A 16,985-nucleotide genomic window follows, 5' to 3' on the forward strand; every position below is an offset into this window, starting at 1 on the left:
GGTGTTAGCCCGCTTTCTTTTGCCTACTTTTCTTTGCGGCGGCAAAGAAAAGTAGGTGCCGCCCCGCACAGGGGCAACACTAGCAGACCACTAACAAAGAGCGGACGCCACCGCAAAAAAAGCAAAAGCACAACAGCAACACACGAACAACAAACACGCAGAACCCAGCAAACCCAAACCTCTCTCACCGCGTTGTGCAGCCACATCAAATCGCGCGACAATCACCCGCGACCAAAGAGATCCTGAATCCCACCAGTCCACGCAAAAAAAACATGCAAACAGCACTGAACCGGATCCTGCTATACGTGAAAGACATCGAGCGCACATGCGCGTTCTATCAACGCCATTTCGGCTTCACAGCCGTGCACGATACCGACGATCGCATCGTCGAACTCTTTCCGCCGCACGGCGGTGCCATCCTGATGCTTCATCAAGCCGCAAAAGGCGTAAAGGCAGGGCAAGCCACCGTCAAACTGGTGTTCGATGTCGAGGACGTAGAGGCATTCAAGGCGCACTGCAAAGCAGAAGGACTCACATTCGGCGAAACGCATCAAGCCAGCGGCTACAGCTTTGCAAACGCAAAAGACCCAGACGGCAATTCCGTGTCGATATCGAGCCGAGGCTTTCGCGCCACTCGTTGAGCATGCAACGAACCTGAATGCCATAATGCGATGACTTTGTAGCTGCGCCCCAGAAACAAAAAAGGCGGACCGCGCGCTCACGCGCACAATCCGCCAACCTCGAAGAAACGGGCTTGCGCCCGTCACCGACACCTCGATCGTTAATTCACTGCGCCGCCCTGGAACCACGCAGCGATCTTCTGACGTTCCTCGTCAGTCATATGCGTGACGTTGCCGAGCGGCATCGCCTTCAGCGTCACAGCCTGCTGATAGATGCGCTGTGCGTTGGTCGAAATCTCTGCGGGCGTATCGAGCAGCACACCAGCGGGTGCGCTGCCCATCATCGTCGGATGCGCGGAGTGGCATGCGACGCAACGCTGCTGCAGCACGGGCTGGATGTCGGCCGTTTTGATCACAGGCGCATTGGCCGCTTCCGCCACGGGCACGACGGGCTTCGGCATGGTCCAGAAGAGGGCGCCGAACATCAGCGCGATGCCAACCAGCGGCAGATACCACAGCACCTGGCCACGGTGACGCATCACGAAGAACTGACGGATCAGCGCGCCGGCCAGCATGATCACGAGCAGCACCGCCCAGTTGTACGGATGCGTGTACGTCATCGCGTAGTGGTTCGACAGCATCGCGAACACCACGGGCAGCGTGAAGTACGTGTTGTGCACCGAGCGCTGCTTGCCGCGCTTGCCGTAAATCGGGTTCGGCGTTTCGCCCTTGAGCATCGCGTCGACCATCTTGCGCTGACCCGGGATGATCACGAAGAACACGTTCGCCGACATGATCGTCGCGAGCATCGCGCCCATGATCAGATACGCCGCGCGGCCCGCGAAAATATGGCACGCGAGGAACGCAGCGACCAGTACATAGATGCCGACGCAGATGCCGAGTACCTTGTCCTTGTTGCCGAGAATCCGGCACAGCGAGTCGTACACGATCCAGCCCGCGATGAGAAAGCCAAGCGCAGAAAAGATTGCGACCACAGGGCCCATGTCGAGCACGTTCTTGTCGATCAGATACGTGTTCGGCGCGAACAGATACAGAACCGTGAAGAGACCGAAGCCCGACAGCCACGTCGTGTACGACGGCCACTTCGACCAGTGCAGATCGTCAGGCATTTCCGGCGGCGCGACGGTGTATTTCTGCATGTTGTAGAAGCCGCCGCCATGCACGTGCCACAGCTCGCCGAACACGCCGCGCCGGCGCTGGTTCGGGTCCACAGGCGGCTTCAGGCTGTTGTCGAGCGCAACGAAGTAGAACGATTCGCCGATCCATGCAATCGCGGCGATGACGTGAAACCAGCGAATCGCGAGATTCAGCCAGTCGGTGATAAAGCCTTCCATGAAACTCCTCCACTCCTGATTCGTTGTTCGCGCAGCATCTCGGGTGTTGCGCGGCATGCGGGGTTGTTGTGCCGGTGCATGTCCACTATCGGGTCAGTGCATGCGACGGCAGTTAGATGAAATCGGGTGCTGATTGACCGCGGGTTGCTCGCTTGCGCTTCGCATATGTCTCCATGTCATCTGCGAAAGGCAGGCATGCGCGATCGTGCCTGCGACGCCGACTTGCTTCAGCTGCCGCGATACGTGCTGTACGACCATGGCGACACCAGCAGCGGCACGTGATAGTGCGCACCGGCATCAGCCACGCCGAAACGCAGCACGACGCGGTCGACGAAGCGCGGCTCAGGTACTTTGGTGCCGATCGACGCAAAATAGTCGCCCGCATGGAACACCAGTTCATATTCGCCGGCGACGAGTGCGTCGCCTTCGAGCAGCGGCTCGTTGCAACGGCCGTCATGATTGGTGGTGGTGGTTTTGAGCGCGCGGCGGTTGTCGCCGGAGAGCGCAAAGAGTTCAACCTTGATATCTGCGCCGGGACGGCCGTTGGCCGTGTCGAGCACGTGGGTAGTGAGCTTGCCCATTCGCGATTGTCCTTGTGTAGATGCGAGGTTTCAGCGGCGGCCCGATCCCTTACACGTTGCGGCGGATCGAGGCTCCACGTCAGTGGCTACATACCCGTCGGCGGATTGAAGCGAGCGCCGTGACATCCATTGTAGAAACATTGTTCACCTCCGCGAGGCAGCGATAGGAAAGATAATCGCTGCCGCATGACGCGCCCGCCATGCGACACGGGACAGGCAGTCCAATGCATGCGAGACGGGCGGCGCTGCACGGTTCCGATCCTACCGGCGCCAAAAATACCGACTATACGTACGGCGTGAACTTCGGTATCGCAGTGGCGCGAGTTGTCAGCGTAATTTTGTCGCCCGAAGGTTACGGTCATGCGCGGCGTGGCCGCGCATCCCGAAGACGGCGGATCACGCTGGGTAACCGGGCCAACTGCGTTCGAACGGACGCGGCGGCGCGGTTGGCGTGCCGGCGGCGTCGCGTTCGAACGACTTTTGCATTTGCCCGGAAAGCCGCGTGCTGCGGTGACGGCAGAACGATGCAGTCTGAGTGGCTGTATCGTGCAGCGGCCTCATCGGCGGCACTATAGGGCAGCACTGGAGAAACGAATGACGATGCAAAACAATGCAGCCGGCGCGAGCCGACCGGCCGGCCAGCGCGGCAGGACAATGCTGGTCAGGCATGCCGACGTGCTGGTTACGATGGACGGCGAGCGGCGCGAGTTGCGCGACGGCGGCCTGTATATCGAAGACAACCGGATTGTCGCGGTCGGTCCTACGGCTGAACTGCCGGATACCGCCGACGAAATCCTCGACATGACCGGGCATCTTGTGATTCCCGGTCTCGTCAATACGCATCACCACATGTATCAGAGCCTGACGCGCGCGATTCCCGCCGCACAGGATGCCGAGCTGTTCGGCTGGCTGACCAGCCTGTACAAGGTATGGGCGAACCTCACGCCGGAAATGATCGAAGTGTCGACGCTGACGGCGATGGCCGAGCTGCTGCTGTCCGGCTGCACGACATCAAGCGATCACTTGTATATCTATCCGAACGGCAGCCGGCTCGATGACAGCATTGCCGCCGCCGGCCGGATCGGCATGCGCTTTCATGCGAGCCGGGGCAGCATGAGCGTCGGCCAGAAAGACGGCGGGCTGCCACCGGATTCCGTTGTCGAGAACGAAGCCGACATTCTGAAAGACACGCAGCGCCTGATCGAGACGTATCACGATGACGGGCGTTACGCGATGCTGCGCGTGGTGGTTGCACCGTGCTCGCCTTTTTCGGTCAGCCGCGACCTGATGCGTGAATCAGCTGCACTGGCGCGCGAGTATGGCGTATCGCTGCATACGCACCTCGCTGAAAACGTGAACGATATTGCATACAGCCGCGAGAAATTCGGCATGACGCCGGCCGAGTATGCCGAGGATCTCGGCTGGATCGGTCACGACGTATGGCATGCGCACTGCGTGCAACTCGACGATGCGGGCATCCAGTTGTTCGCACGCACGGGAACGGGCGTCGCGCACTGTCCATGCTCGAACATGCGGCTCGCATCGGGGATCGCGCCCGTGAAGAAGATGCGGCTGGCAGGGGTGCCCGTTGGTCTGGGTGTCGACGGTTCAGCGTCGAACGACGGCGCGCAGATGGTCTCCGAAGTGCGTCAGGCACTGTTGCTGCAGCGGGTCGGCTTCGGCCCGGACGCGATGACCGCGCGTGAAGCGCTCGAGATTGCGACGCTCGGTGGAGCGAAGGTGTTGAACCGCGACGATATCGGCGCACTGGCGCCCGGCATGGCGGCCGACTTCGTGTCGTTCGATCTGCGTCAGCCGCTCTTTGCCGGCGCGCTGCACGATCCCGTCGCGGCGCTGGTGTTCTGCGCGCCGTCGCAGGTATCGACGAGTGTGATTGGCGGAAAGGTGGTGGTGAAGGATGGCGTGCTGACAACCGTCGATCTCGGTCCGGTGATCGAACGGCACAACCGCCTTGCACGGACACTGTACGAAAGTGCAGCCTGACCGGGTGGCATAAAAGCAACGCGGCGGTTGGAAACCGCCGCCTGCAAGATAGTGCCTTGGCTGCCGGGCGCGAAATGCGTATTGAAGTGCGTGTTACTTGTCGATGAGCGTCTTGGTCGCCTCGGCCACGAGGCTGCGCAGCCAGCGCACTTCATCCGAGTAGTGAACGCGCTCGTGCCACAGCTGGTAATACTGCATCGGCGGGAAGTCCAACGGTGCGGGCACGACGGTCAGCGGCAGGAACTTCGCGTAGTAGTCGGCGAAGAGGCGCGTGGTCGTGAAGATCAGATCGGACTTGATCAGCACATATGGCGCGAGGTTGAAGTAAGGCAGCGTGACGACGACATGGCGCTTGAGGCGCTCGCGCGCGAGATGCACGTCGATTGCACCGCGCTGGCCGACGGAGTAAGGCGTCGGTGCGAGATGCGGGGCGTTCAGATACTGGTCGAGCGTGAGGCCACCGCGCTTTGCGAACGGATGCGTGTTGCTCATCAGGCACACGATCTGGTCGACGAACAGATTGGAGAGGTGCAGCTGCTCGGGCGGTTCCGGCCAGTTGCCGACCACGATGTCGAGCTTGCCGTCCTCGAGCGCCAACTCGTAGTCGAATGCAGGTCCGAGCGAGTGGAACTCGAGTGTCGCGTTCGGTGCAGCCTGACGGAAGCGTTCGACGACCGTCGGCACGAACAGCACGTTCAGGTAGTCCGGGCAGCCGATCCGGTAGCAGCGGATCGACGTCGCAGGGTCGAAGTTGTGTTGCTGAAATTTAATGCGTTCGATCTCGCGCAGTGCATTTTGCACGGGTTCGAGCAGGCGCAGTCCGTACTCGGTCGGCACCATGCCGGACTTGCCGCGCACCAGCAGGGGGTCGCCCGTGATGTCGCGCAGCCGGCGCAGCGCGGCGCTGATTGCAGGTTGGGACTGGTTCAGTTTGACGGCGGCGCGCGTCACGCTGCGCTCCATCAACAGGGTGTGCAAGACGCGCAGTAGGTACGTGTCGATCGCCTCGCGTTGCTGACTCATGACTTCTCCGAAATATATGTTCTGGCTGATCGATCAGGCTTGGGGGTATATGCGTTTTAATATAGAGATAAAAAACCGTCAAGGGTGGGATACCCGCAAACCGCGTAGCGGCGCGGCGCTGCGAGAATTTTGGCGGCTCGACTGAGAGGGTCGATTTCGGTATTGTCGATCGGCTGCGGCAGCACGATGCGCGCATCCACGACCGGCATGCCGAACGGGATGCAACCTGAATCCAGCCGGATTCAGGCGGGGAGCGCGCGGCACGCCGCGTGCCGTCGGCCACACGGGTAATACGGAAGAACATGAGCGACACATCCACAGGCAGCCCGACGGGCAACACAGCACACGCAGACGGCGCAAACCGTAGCGGCGGCGCCACACCCCGCCTCGCGCTGACAGGTATCAGCAAGCAATATCCTGCAGTTCGTGCGAACGACGACGTCACGCTGATCGTCGCGCCCGGCGAAATTCATGCAGTGCTCGGCGAGAATGGCGCGGGCAAGAGCACGCTGATGAAGATCATCTACGGCGCCGTGCGGCCGGATGCAGGCGAAATCCGTTGGGAAGGCCAGCTCGTCGACATCGCGAATCCGGCGGCCGCGCGCAAGCTCGGCATCGGCATGGTGTTCCAGCACTTCTCGCTGTTCGAGACGCTGACCGTCGGGGAAAACATCGCGCTCGCACTCGACGAACCCTTCGATCTCAAGACACTCGGCAAGCGGATCCGCGAAGTATCGGCAGAATATGGCCTCGACATCGATCCGCAGCGCCACGTGCACAGCCTGACGGTGGGCGAGCGGCAACGCGTCGAAATCGTGCGTTGCCTGCTGCAGAACCCGCGTCTGCTGATCATGGACGAGCCGACCTCCGTGCTCACGCCGCAAGCCGTGCGCAAGCTGTTCACGACGCTGCGACGGCTCGCGGCAGAAGGCTGCAGCATCCTTTACATCAGCCACAAGCTCGACGAAATCCAGGAACTCTGCGACACGGCGACCGTGATGCGCGGCGGCAAGGTCACGGGGCGCGTAACGCCGCGCGACGAAACACACGCATCGCTCGCACAACTGATGGTTGGGCACTCGTTGCCGGACTACGAGCGCCGTACGCACACGCCGGGCGATGTGCTACTCGATGTGAAAAATCTTTCATCTGCCAGCGACGACCCATTCGGCACGTCGCTCGATGACGTGTCGTTCAGCGTGCATGCAGGTGAAATATTCGGCATCGCGGGCGTGTCCGGTAACGGTCAGGCTGAATTGCTCGCTGCACTTTCAGGCGAGCATAAAGGCCAGCGCGCCGATGCCGTGACGATCTGCGGCAAGTCGGCAGGCAGGCTCGGCGCCGCTGCACGCCGCCGGCTCGGGTTTGCATTCGTGCCCGAAGAGCGGCTCGGACGCGGCGCAGTGCCTGCGATGTCGCTCGCGGAAAACGCGCTGCTCACGGCGCATCGGCAGCAGATGGTGCGTTCGGGCTGGATCAATGCGGCTGCGATGCGCGCCTTCGCGAAGCGCTGCATCGAATCGTTCGCCGTGCGGTGCGGCGGCGAAGGCGCGCTCGCGCAGAGCCTGTCGGGCGGCAATCTGCAGAAGTTCATCGTAGGACGCGAGATCCTGCAGGCGCCGCAGGTGCTCGTCGTCGCGCAGCCCACCTGGGGCGTCGACGTCGGCGCGGCCGCATTCATCCGGCAGCAGTTGCTCGATCTGTCGGCGCGCGGCGTCGCGATTCTGGTGATCTCCGAAGAGCTCGAAGAACTGTTCGACATCTGCGACCGGATCGCCGTGATCGCTCGCGGCCGCATGTCGCCGACACGCAAGACGGGCGATACAAACGCGGAAGAGATCGGACGCTGGATGGCGGGGCTGTTCGGCGACCGCGAAGGTGCACCGCCGTCCGCGGGACAGCCGGCACATGCATGAACTGCAGTGCATGAATTGCAATGCATGAACTGAACGGCTTCCGAATACAACTGCAGAGACCACATCGACCACACGCACAATGCTTCTTCCGTATCGACTCGAAGCCCGCACGACGCCATCACGAACGATGCAGCTTGCCGTGCCGCTGATCGCCGCGCTCCTCACGTTTGCGATCGGCTTCCTGATTTTCAGTCTCGTCGGGCGCGACCCGGCGCAAGCGATGTTCGCGTTCTTCATCGAGCCGCTGTCGAGCGTCAACGGCTGGGCTGAACTGCTGCTCAAGGCCTCGCCGTTATGCCTGCTCGGTCTGGGGCTCGCCATTGGTTATCGCGCGAACGTCTGGAACATCGGCGCGGAAGGGCAGATGCTGCTCGGCGGTATCGCGGCGAGCGGCGTCGCCATCTATTTCGATCAGGCGACAGGCTGGTGGATCCTGCCGGCGATGATGATCGCGGGTGTCGTGGGCGGCATGGCGTGGGCGGCGATTCCTGCGCTGCTCAAGAGCCGCTTTAACACCAACGAGATTCTCACGAGCCTGATGCTCACGTACGTCGCGACGCAGTTGCTGATCTATCTCGTCAGTGGGCCGTGGCGCGATCCGCAGGGCATGAATTTTCCTCTGTCTGAAATGTTCTCAGGCGATGCGCTGTACCCAACGCTGTACGGCGACTGGCATTGGAAATTTCTGAAGGGCACGCGTCTGAACGCATCTATTTTCGTGACGATTGTCGCGATTCCGCTCGTCTGGATCTTTATGCGCAAAAGCTTCGCGGGCTTCCGGATGAACGTCGGCGGACTCGCACCGCTGGCCGCGCGCTATGCCGGCTTCTCGGACAAGAAAACGATCTGGACATCGCTGCTGATCAGCGGCGGATTGGCGGGTCTTGCCGGCATGGGTGAGATCGCCGGGCCGATCGGCCAGTTGCAGGCGACATGGTCGCCGGGTTACGGCTTCACGGCGATCATCGTCGTGTTCGTCGGACGCCTGCACCCTGTGGGCATCGTGCTGGCCAGTCTGCTGATGGCCTTGCTGTACCTCGGCGGCGAAGCCGTGCAGACGTCGATGCAACTGCCGCAGGCGCTATCGGGTGTGTTTCAGGGGCTGCTGCTGTTCTGTCTGCTGGGCGCGGACCTGTTCGTCAACTATCGCGTGCGCCGTCGCGGCATCGCGGCATCGTAAAAACGTCCGGACCCGATCAGATCTTATGGATATTCAACAAGCCAGCGCGCTCACCTCGAGCGCAATCGTCGCCGCGATCCCGCTGATGTTCGCGGGCGTCGGCGAACTCGTCACCGAAAAGTCGGGCGTACTCAACCTCGGCGTCGAAGGGATGATGCTGATGGGCGCCGTGACGGGCTATGCGGTGACGGCCGTCACGGGCAGCCCGTGGCTCGGCGTGCTCGCCGCGATCGGCGCGGGCGTCGCGATGTCGCTGCTGTTCGCGTTTCTCGTGCTGTCGATGCTTGCCAATCAGGTCGCCACGGGCCGTTCCCTGACCATTTTCGGCATTGGCCTGTCGGCGTATGTCGGCAAGCCGTATACATCGGCAGCCGTGCACGAATCGATCGGCACGTGGGTGATTCCGGGACTCTCGAAAATCCCCGTGCTCGGGCCAGCGCTCTTTAGTCTGACGCCGCTCGATTATCTCGCCTTCATCATGTTCGGCGTGGTTGGCTGGTTCCTGTACCGCACACGCGCGGGGCTGGTGCTGCGCTCGGTCGGTGAGTCGCCGCAGGTTGCGCACTCGGTCGGCTTCCCGGTGGTGGGCGTGCGATACGGCGCGACGATGTTCGGCGGTGCCATGGCGGGGCTTGCGGGTGGCTACTACTCGATCGTCAATCTGCACTTGTGGCAGGAGCAGATGACTTCAGGTCGCGGCTGGATTGCGTTGGCGCTGGTTGTGTTCGCGACGTGGCGTCCGGGGCGCCTGCTTATCGGTGCACTATTGTTCGGTGCAGTGACGGGCCTGCAGTTTTATGCACAGGCGATTGGCGTCCCCGTGCCGACGCAGTTCCTCGCGATGTTGCCGTATGTTGCAACCGTCGTCGTGCTGGTACTCATCTCGCGCAATCCGAACACGATTCGCCTGAACGCGCCTGCATCGCTCGGTAAGCCGTTTTTCGCGGCGGGTTGAGCGCGGCATGTACCCGTACACGGCAGTGCATGCCAGTTCATCAAGTAAAAACATCTGATTCAACGACAGGAGAAAACATGAAGAAAAGAACCATGCTGGGCACACTCGCGCTGACGGCCGCGACGCTCGCAACCGCTGGTGCACTGACGCAGACCGCCCAGGCCGCCGACGTGCCTGGCGTCGCGTTCGTGTATCTCGGCAACCCGGGGGATGCGGGCTGGACCTTCGCACACGATCAAGGCTCGAAGGAAGCGGAAGCGAAGTTCGGCAACAAGATCAAGATCACGCGCGTTGAAAACGTGCCTGAATCGGCAGACTCGGAACGCGTATTCCGCGACCTGGCGAACAAGGGCAACAAGATCATTATCGGTTCGAGCTTCGGTTTCCAGGACTTCGAGTTGAAGGTGGCGAAGGACTTTCCGGACACCGTCTTCCTGCATGCAACCGGCTACAAGAAGGCAGCAAACTTCGGTACATACGATGTGCGCATGTATCAGGGTGCCTATCTCGCGGGTGTCGCTGCAGGCTACGTGACGAAGACGAATACACTCGGCTTCGTCGCCTCGGTGCCGATTCCTGAAGTGGTGCGCAACATCAATGCATACACGCTCGGCGCACGTTCGGTGAATCCGAAGGTGCACACGAAGGTTATCTGGATCAACAGCTGGTTCGATCCGGGCAAGGAAAAGCAGGCGGCCGAAACGCTGATCGGCCAGGGCGCCGACGTGTTGCTGCAGAACACCGATTCGAGCGCGACGCTGGCTACGGCGGCCGAAAAGCATGTGCATGCATTTGGCTGGGACTCGGACATGAAGAAGTTCGGCCCTGAGGCACACCTGGGTTCAGTCGTTGCGCACTGGGGCGTGTACTACCCGGCAGCGATCCAGCAGGTGCTGGACGGCAAGTGGAAGAACGACCCCGTGTGGTGGGGCATTCCGCAGAAGGCCGTGAACCTCGAGGACATGAACACCTCGGCCATTCCGGCCAATGCGATGAAGGATGTCGATGCGAAGCGCACGGAACTGGCAGGTGGCAAGTGGGACGTGTTCACGGGTCCGATCAAGGATCAGACAGGTGCAGTGAAGGTGCCGGCCGGCAAGACGTTGACGGATCCTGAATTGCAACGCCTGAACTGGTATGTCGAGGGCGTGGACGGTTCGCTGCCGAAGTAACAGGTATGCAGTCGCGGCGCGATCGAACAGGCGCCGCGTAGCGGAACCGTATTGCATGCTGTATCCGCGCTTCATGTGCGAACACGAAAAGCTGCATCCGGCGTCATGCCGGATTCAGCTTTTTTCATGCAAGTGAGAACCCGGTGAACGGCATGCTTGCGTTTGATTCAGCACGCCGCATGCAGTCCAGCGCAGGTCTCACTCATCGATACGCAAACCGACCTTAAGCGTCACCTGCCAGTGCGAGACCTTGTTGTCTTCGATATGGCCGCGCGTTTCCACGACCTGAAACCAGTGCAGATTGCGCAGCGTCTTGCCCGCTTTTTCGATTGCGCAGCGAATCGCGTCATCACTCGACTTCGTCGACGAACCCGTTAGTTCGATCTGCTTGTACACGTGGTCGCTCATGATGCACCTCCTGATGGTTCGAAAAGTATAGGCAATGCTTGTCGGATGCAGTGACAGGATCCATGGTGCACATCGCGTGCCCGGCATGTTGCAACGCGGCGTGGCCGGTATCATGGACGGATGAATGCTGTCGACGGACGGTGAGTGCAATCCGATGCATGCCGTGCATCGAACGGAGGAGAAAGAAGTGGAAACAGGTTTTTGCGGACCGGGCTTGATGGGCGCGCCGATGATCCGGCATCTGCTGGGTGCAGGTCATGCAGTGCAGGTGTGGAACCGCACGCGCGCGAAAGCGGAAGCCCTCGTGCCGGATGGCGCGACAGTCGCGTCGACACCCGCCGAACTCGTCGGACGGGCGGAAGCTATTTTCCTGTGCGTGCTGGATGCAGCGGCTGTCGAAGAGGTCGTGTTCGGAGCGAACGGCATCGTCGCAGGCGTAACGGATGCAAAGGGGGATCGTCCCGTTCGCTGGATCATCGATCACGGCAGCATTCCGCCGTCCGCGACCCGCGATTTCGCGCGGCGCGCCGCGAAAGCCGGTATCGGCTGGATCGACGCACCCGTATCGGGCGGCGTGGCGGGCGCGATCGCCGGCACGCTGGCGGTGATGGCGGGCGGCGATGCTGCCGACGTCGCTGCCGTCACGCCCGTGATCGGCGCCTACGCGGCGCGCGTCACGCATATGGGCGCGGCGGGCGCGGGACAAACCACCAAGCTGTGCACTCAGGCGAGCGTGACGTCGACCGTCGCCGCCATCGCCGAAGCTGTCAGCCTCGCGCAGCGCAGCGGCATCGACGCGGCCCGGCTGACACAGGCGCTCGCGGGCGGCTGGGCGGACTCGGTGTTGCTGCAGACCTTCGTGCCGCGCATGACCCAGGCAGGGCAGCCGCCTATCGGCGCATTGAGCACGTTCCAGAAGGACGTGGACACGATTGCCGCTGCCGCCTATGAAACCGGCACTCCAATGCCGGTTTCAGGCACGGTGCAGCAACTATTGCGTCTCGGTGGAGCCATGGGGCTCGCCGATGCAGATTTGTCCGGTTTCATCGACGTTTTGCAAACACCGCGTAAAAAAGGGTAGCAGGACAAAGCCGGCAGTCCGGGGCGCGGCGCGCGTGACGCGATAACCTGCTAAAATAATTGGTTTTTCGCCGATCTATCATTCAAAGGGACGCGCCGTGCTGTCTACTGCCAACATCACCATGCAATTCGGGCCGAAGCCCCTGTTCGAGAATATCTCGGTCAAATTCGGCGAAGGCAACCGCTACGGCCTGATTGGTGCGAACGGTTGCGGCAAGTCGACGTTCATGAAAATTCTGGGCGGCGACCTCGAACAAAGCTCGGGCAATGTGATGCTCGAACCGAACGTCCGTCTCGGCAAGCTGCGGCAGGATCAGTTCGCGTATGAAGACGTGCGCGTGCTCGACGTCGTGATGATGGGTCACACGGAAATGTGGTCGGCGATGAGCGAGCGCGACGCGATCTACGCGAACCCCGAAGCGACCGACGACGACTACATGCACGCGGCCGAACTGGACGCCAAGTTCGCCGAATACGACGGCTACACGGCCGAAGCGCGTGCAGGTGAACTGCTGCTCGGCATCGGTATCTCGATAGACCTGCACAATGGTCCGATGAGCAACGTGGCGCCAGGCTGGAAACTGCGGGTCTTGCTCGCGCAGGCGCTGTTCTCGAAGCCCGACGTGCTGCTGCTCGACGAACCGACCAACAACCTGGACATCAACTCGATCCGCTGGCTCGAAGACGTGCTCAACGAGTACGACTCGACCATGATCATCATCTCGCACGATCGCCACTTTCTGAACCAGGTCTGCACGCATATGGCGGCCATGGACTACGGCACGCTGAAGGTCTACCCCGGTAACTACGACGACTACATGCTCGCGAGCACGCAGGCGCGTGAGCGTCAGCAGGCTGCGAACGCGAAGGCCAAGGAACGTGTCGCCGATCTGCAGGACTTCGTGCGCCGCTTCTCGGCCAACAAGTCGAAGGCACGCCAGGCAACCAGCCGTCTGAAGATGATCGACAAGATCAAGATCGAGGAATTCAAGCCGTCGTCGCGCCAGAATCCGTTTATCCGATTCGAGTACGAGAAGAAGCTGCACAATATTGCTGTTGTCGCGGAAAGCATCACGAAGAAGTACGAGCGTACGATCTTCAACAACTTCAGCATCAGCGTGCAGCCGGGCGAGCGCATTGCGATCATCGGTGAGAACGGCGCGGGCAAGACCACGCTGTTGCGTTCGCTGCTCGGCAGTCTGACGCTCGATCATGGCTCGATCAAATGGGCCGAAAACGCGAACGTCGGCTACATGCCGCAGGACACGTATGAAGAGTTCCCGAGCGACGTCACGCTGATGGACTGGGTCGACCAGTACCGCAAGGAAGGCGACGATGAACAGATGGTGCGTGGCACGCTCGGTCGCCTGCTCTTTAATGCAGACGACATCAGGAAGTCGGTGAAGGTGCTGTCGGGCGGCGAGAAAGGCCGCATGATCTGGGGCAAGCTGATGCTCGGCCGCCACAACGTGCTGCTGATGGATGAGCCGACCAACCACATGGACATGGAATCGATCGAATCGCTGCAGATCGCGCTCGACAAGTACGATGGCACGCTGATTTTCGTGTCGCACGACCGTGAGTTCGTGAGCGGCCTCGCTAACCGCATTATCGAAGTGAAGACGGACGGCACGCTGAACGACTTCGGTGGCAACTACGAAGACTTCCTGTCGAGCCAGGGTTTGCAGTAAGCCTGACTCCTGCCGCTCCCGAAAAAGCCCGCTTCTCATGAAGCGGGCTTTTTTATTTGCCGCTGGCTGATCCGCTCGCATGGGCGGTCGGACTCCTCCTGTCTGCGTCCGATTGCGCTCCTGGCTCGCGAGTAAAATAACTGGACTATCCAGGAGACAGGACGCACGACAATGAAGACCTTCGAGCATCTCTACATCGACGGAAAATGGATCAAGCCTTGCGGCACTGGCTCGATCGACGTGATCGACTCGGGCACGGAAGAGGTGATGGGCCGCATTCCCGAGGGGATCGAAGCCGACGCCGAAGCGGCCATTGCAGCTGCGCGCGCCGCTTTCGACAGCTGGGCCGCGACGCCGCCCACGCAGCGCGCCGCATACCTGCAAAAGATTGCAGACAATCTCAAGGCCCGCACAGATGAACTGGCCGGCTACATCTGCGGTGAAGTCGGCATGCCGATCAAGCTCGCGCGCGCGATTCAGGTTGGCGGTCCCGTCTATAACTGGAATGCCTATGCAAAGCTCGCGGGTGCATTCCGGTTCGAAGAGCAGGTCGGTAATTCGCTCGTCGTGCGGGAACCTGTCGGTGTGGTCGCTGCCATTACGCCATGGAACTATCCGCTGAACCAGATCACGTTGAAGGTGGCAGCAGCGCTTGCGGCTGGCTGCACTATCGTGCTCAAACCGTCGGAAATCGCGCCACTGAACGCCTTTGTGCTTGCTGAAGCGATCGATCAGGCAGGTTTGCCCGCTGGCGTGTTCAATCTAGTCAGCGGTTATGGCCCGGTGGTGGGCGAAGTGCTCGCCAGCCATCCCTCCGTCGATATGGTGTCGTTCACGGGATCGACGCGCGCAGGCAAGCGCGTTTCCGAACTGGCTTCTGCGTCGGTGAAGCGCGTTGCGCTCGAACTGGGCGGGAAATCGGCGTCGGTGATTCTCGATGATGCGGATTTTGCAGCGGCGATCAAAGGCACGGTGAGCGCGTGCTTCCTGAACTCCGGGCAAACGTGTTCGGCGCACACACGCATGATCGTGCCTGAGTCGCGCTATGACGAAGCACGGGAACTGGCAAAGAAGGCCGCTGAAGCCTTCGTTGCAGGTGATCCGCGCGTCGAGACCACGCGTCTCGGGCCGCTGGCTTCCGCTGCACAGCAGTCTCGCGTGCAGCACTATATTGCGCGTGGAATCGAAGAAGGCGCGGAACTCATCACGGGCGGCACGGGCATGCCCGATGGCATCGCGAAGGGATTCTTTGTGAAACCGACCGTGTTTGGTCGCGTCCATCCGAAGGCGACAATCGCACAAGAGGAAATCTTCGGTCCTGTGCTGACCATTCTGACCTGCAAGGATGAGGACGAAGCCGTGCGTATCGCCAACGATTCTGTCTACGGGCTGGGTGGCGGCGTCTGGGCCGGTAGTGACGAACGCGCAATGGGTGTCGCGCGGCGCATTCGTACAGGGCAGGTCGACATCAATGGTGGCGCATGGAACATGGCCGCACCATTCGGTGGATTCAAGCAGTCGGGGCATGGCCGCGAAAACGGCGCCTATGGACTCGAAGAATATCTGGAATACAAGTCGATGCAGTTGAAGGTGAACAAGCCTGCATAAATCGGAATGCGCGCGATGCAAGGTATTGCATGCCCATGCAACGCGCACAACCGATGACGGAGCGCAAACCTGGCGCGTGTCGATAACCGGCACGCGCCTTTTGTTTGACCTCGCGCAAGATACTGCATCCGCCAGTTGCGACCATCGAGGCTTTGCGTCGAATTCCATCGACGACGGAGGCCTATCATGTTTCCTTCCTATCCGTTCGCGCCGCTCGTGATTCGCGGACGAACGCTTTTGCCCGTCGTGCAGGGCGGCATGGGTGTCGGCATATCGGCGCACCGGCTCGCAGGCAGCGTCGCGCGTGAAGGTGCAGTCGGCACGATCGCCAGCATCGACTTGCGTCATCACCACGGCGATCTGCTCGAACGCTGTCATACGTCGCCCGATCGCGCGACGCTGGAAGACGCAAACCGCATCGCGTTGACTCGTGAGATCCGTGCTGCACGCGCGCTCAGCGAAGGGCGCGGCATGATTGCCGTCAACGTGATGAAGGCCGTCAATGCGCATGCCGACTATGTGCGAATCGCCTGCGAAGAAGGCGCGGACGCGATCGTCATGGGTGCCGGCCTGCCGCTCGATCTGCCGGACATGACACAAGGGCGCGTCATCGCCTTGATCCCGATTCTGTCCGACAGCCGCGGCGTCGGCGTGGTGCTCAAAAAATGGATGAAAAAAGGCCGCTTGCCCGATGCCATCGTGATCGAGCATCCGGCACACGCGGGCGGTCATCTCGGCGTGACGAATCTCGAAGACATGCACGATGCCCGCTTCGACTTCACGCGGGTTCTGCAGGAAATCGACGCAATCTTCACTTCACTGCAGATCAGCCGAACTCAAGTGCCGGTGATCGTTGCAGGCGGCATCAACAGTCACCAGGCAGTGCGTGCGTGTCTCGAAGCAGGTGAAAACGGCGTGCTGATTGGTACACCATTCGCCGTCACTGAAGAGGGCGACGCGCATCCGAATTTCAAACGTGTACTGGCCGATGCGTCACCCGACGATATCGTTGAATTTGTCAGCGTGACGGGTCTGCCGGCGCGTGCCGTGAAGACGCCCTGGCTCGAGCGCTATCTGCGCAATGAATCGCGCATTCGCTCGAAGATCGGCGCGCTCAGAAATGCGTGTCCGACTGCACTCGAATGCCTGAGTGCATGTGGGCTACGCGACGGCATCGAAAAGTTCGGTCATTTCTGCATTGATACACGGCTCGCGGCGGCGCTGCGCGGCGATGTGAGCAATGGGCTATTTTTTCGCGGACGCGAAGCCTTGCCGTTCGGCACGGCGATTCGCAGCGTGCGCGATCTACTCGAACTGCTGCTGACAGGCGTGGCGCGACCGGCTGTCGCAGGGCGCTTTGCGTTTTCTCAAGGTTGACGGGCATCAAAAAAC

14 protein-coding genes are annotated in these 16,985 nt (G+C 61.2%); 10 read left to right on the plus strand and 4 right to left on the minus strand.

Annotation, left to right across the window (positions count from 1 at the left end):
- The first annotated feature begins 272 nt into the window (after positions 1-272).
- Positions 273-641, plus strand: a complete 369-nt coding sequence (locus tag DK391_RS24735) for a VOC family protein (protein ID WP_109480635.1) — start codon at positions 273-275, stop codon at positions 639-641.
- A gap of 140 nt (positions 642-781) precedes the next feature.
- Here DK391_RS24735 and DK391_RS24740 read toward each other — a convergent pair whose 3' ends face one another.
- Together DK391_RS24740 and uraH are read right to left on the minus strand one after the other, a co-directional pair.
- Positions 782-1,975, minus strand: coding sequence for a urate hydroxylase PuuD (locus DK391_RS24740; protein ID WP_109480636.1), 1,194 nt, complete (start codon positions 1,973-1,975; stop codon positions 782-784).
- A 227-nt stretch (positions 1,976-2,202) separates the two neighbouring features.
- Positions 2,203-2,556, minus strand: coding sequence for a hydroxyisourate hydrolase (gene uraH, locus DK391_RS24745; RefSeq protein WP_109480637.1), 354 nt, complete (start codon positions 2,554-2,556; stop codon positions 2,203-2,205).
- Between the two features lie 594 nt (positions 2,557-3,150).
- Here uraH and DK391_RS24750 point away from each other — a divergent pair.
- Positions 3,151-4,560: an 8-oxoguanine deaminase gene (locus tag DK391_RS24750; protein WP_109480638.1), complete on the plus strand. Its 1,410-nt coding sequence runs from the start codon at positions 3,151-3,153 to the stop codon at positions 4,558-4,560.
- A gap of 93 nt (positions 4,561-4,653) precedes the next feature.
- Here the strand turns inward: DK391_RS24750 and DK391_RS24755 are convergent, their stop codons facing one another.
- Positions 4,654-5,583, minus strand: a complete 930-nt coding sequence (locus DK391_RS24755; protein ID WP_028370402.1) for a LysR substrate-binding domain-containing protein — start codon at positions 5,581-5,583, stop codon at positions 4,654-4,656.
- 302 nt (positions 5,584-5,885) lie between these two features.
- Here DK391_RS24755 and DK391_RS24760 point away from each other — a divergent pair, with 302 nt between their 5' ends.
- The 4 genes from DK391_RS24760 to DK391_RS24775 all read left to right on the plus strand — a co-directional run bounded on the left by DK391_RS24760 (position 5,886) and on the right by DK391_RS24775 (position 10,806).
- Complete coding sequence (locus DK391_RS24760; RefSeq protein ID WP_109480639.1) at positions 5,886-7,499, plus strand: ABC transporter ATP-binding protein; 1,614 nt, start codon at positions 5,886-5,888, stop codon at positions 7,497-7,499.
- Positions 7,500-7,578: 79 nt separating this feature from the next.
- The gene (locus DK391_RS24765; RefSeq protein ID WP_109480640.1) at positions 7,579-8,679 is read left to right on the plus strand and encodes an ABC transporter permease; all 1,101 of its coding nucleotides are present in this window, start codon (positions 7,579-7,581) and stop codon (positions 8,677-8,679) included.
- Between the two features lie 25 nt (positions 8,680-8,704).
- Complete coding sequence (locus DK391_RS24770; protein ID WP_109480641.1) at positions 8,705-9,634, plus strand: ABC transporter permease; 930 nt, start codon at positions 8,705-8,707, stop codon at positions 9,632-9,634.
- A gap of 77 nt (positions 9,635-9,711) precedes the next feature.
- Positions 9,712-10,806, plus strand: coding sequence for a BMP family ABC transporter substrate-binding protein (locus DK391_RS24775; RefSeq protein WP_109480642.1), 1,095 nt, complete (start codon positions 9,712-9,714; stop codon positions 10,804-10,806).
- A gap of 198 nt (positions 10,807-11,004) precedes the next feature.
- Here DK391_RS24775 and DK391_RS24780 read toward each other — a convergent pair whose 3' ends face one another.
- On the minus strand, positions 11,005-11,214 hold the full coding sequence (locus DK391_RS24780) for a dodecin (RefSeq protein ID WP_109480643.1): 210 nt from the start codon (positions 11,212-11,214) through the stop codon (positions 11,005-11,007).
- Between the two features lie 154 nt (positions 11,215-11,368).
- On the opposite strand from DK391_RS24780, the gene DK391_RS24785 reads away from it, so the two are divergent.
- The 4 genes from DK391_RS24785 (at position 11,369) to DK391_RS24800 (ending at position 16,970) form a co-directional block, all read left to right on the plus strand.
- On the plus strand, positions 11,369-12,295 hold the full coding sequence (locus DK391_RS24785) for an NAD(P)-dependent oxidoreductase (RefSeq protein WP_109480686.1): 927 nt from the start codon (positions 11,369-11,371) through the stop codon (positions 12,293-12,295).
- 97 nt (positions 12,296-12,392) lie between these two features.
- Positions 12,393-13,985: an ABC-F family ATPase gene (locus tag DK391_RS24790; RefSeq protein WP_109480644.1), complete on the plus strand. Its 1,593-nt coding sequence runs from the start codon at positions 12,393-12,395 to the stop codon at positions 13,983-13,985.
- A 171-nt stretch (positions 13,986-14,156) separates the two neighbouring features.
- Positions 14,157-15,593 carry an aldehyde dehydrogenase family protein gene (locus tag DK391_RS24795; RefSeq protein WP_109480645.1) on the plus strand — a complete coding sequence of 479 codons (1,437 nt, stop codon included), beginning with the start codon at positions 14,157-14,159 and terminating at the stop codon, positions 15,591-15,593.
- A 186-nt stretch (positions 15,594-15,779) separates the two neighbouring features.
- Positions 15,780-16,970 carry a nitronate monooxygenase family protein gene (locus DK391_RS24800; RefSeq protein ID WP_109480646.1) on the plus strand — a complete coding sequence of 397 codons (1,191 nt, stop codon included), beginning with the start codon at positions 15,780-15,782 and terminating at the stop codon, positions 16,968-16,970.
- The last annotated feature ends 15 nt before the right edge of the window (positions 16,971-16,985 follow it).

The organism is Paraburkholderia sp. C35 (genome assembly GCF_003121405.1).
In the GTDB taxonomy this organism is placed as follows: Bacteria; Pseudomonadota; Gammaproteobacteria; order Burkholderiales; family Burkholderiaceae; genus Paraburkholderia.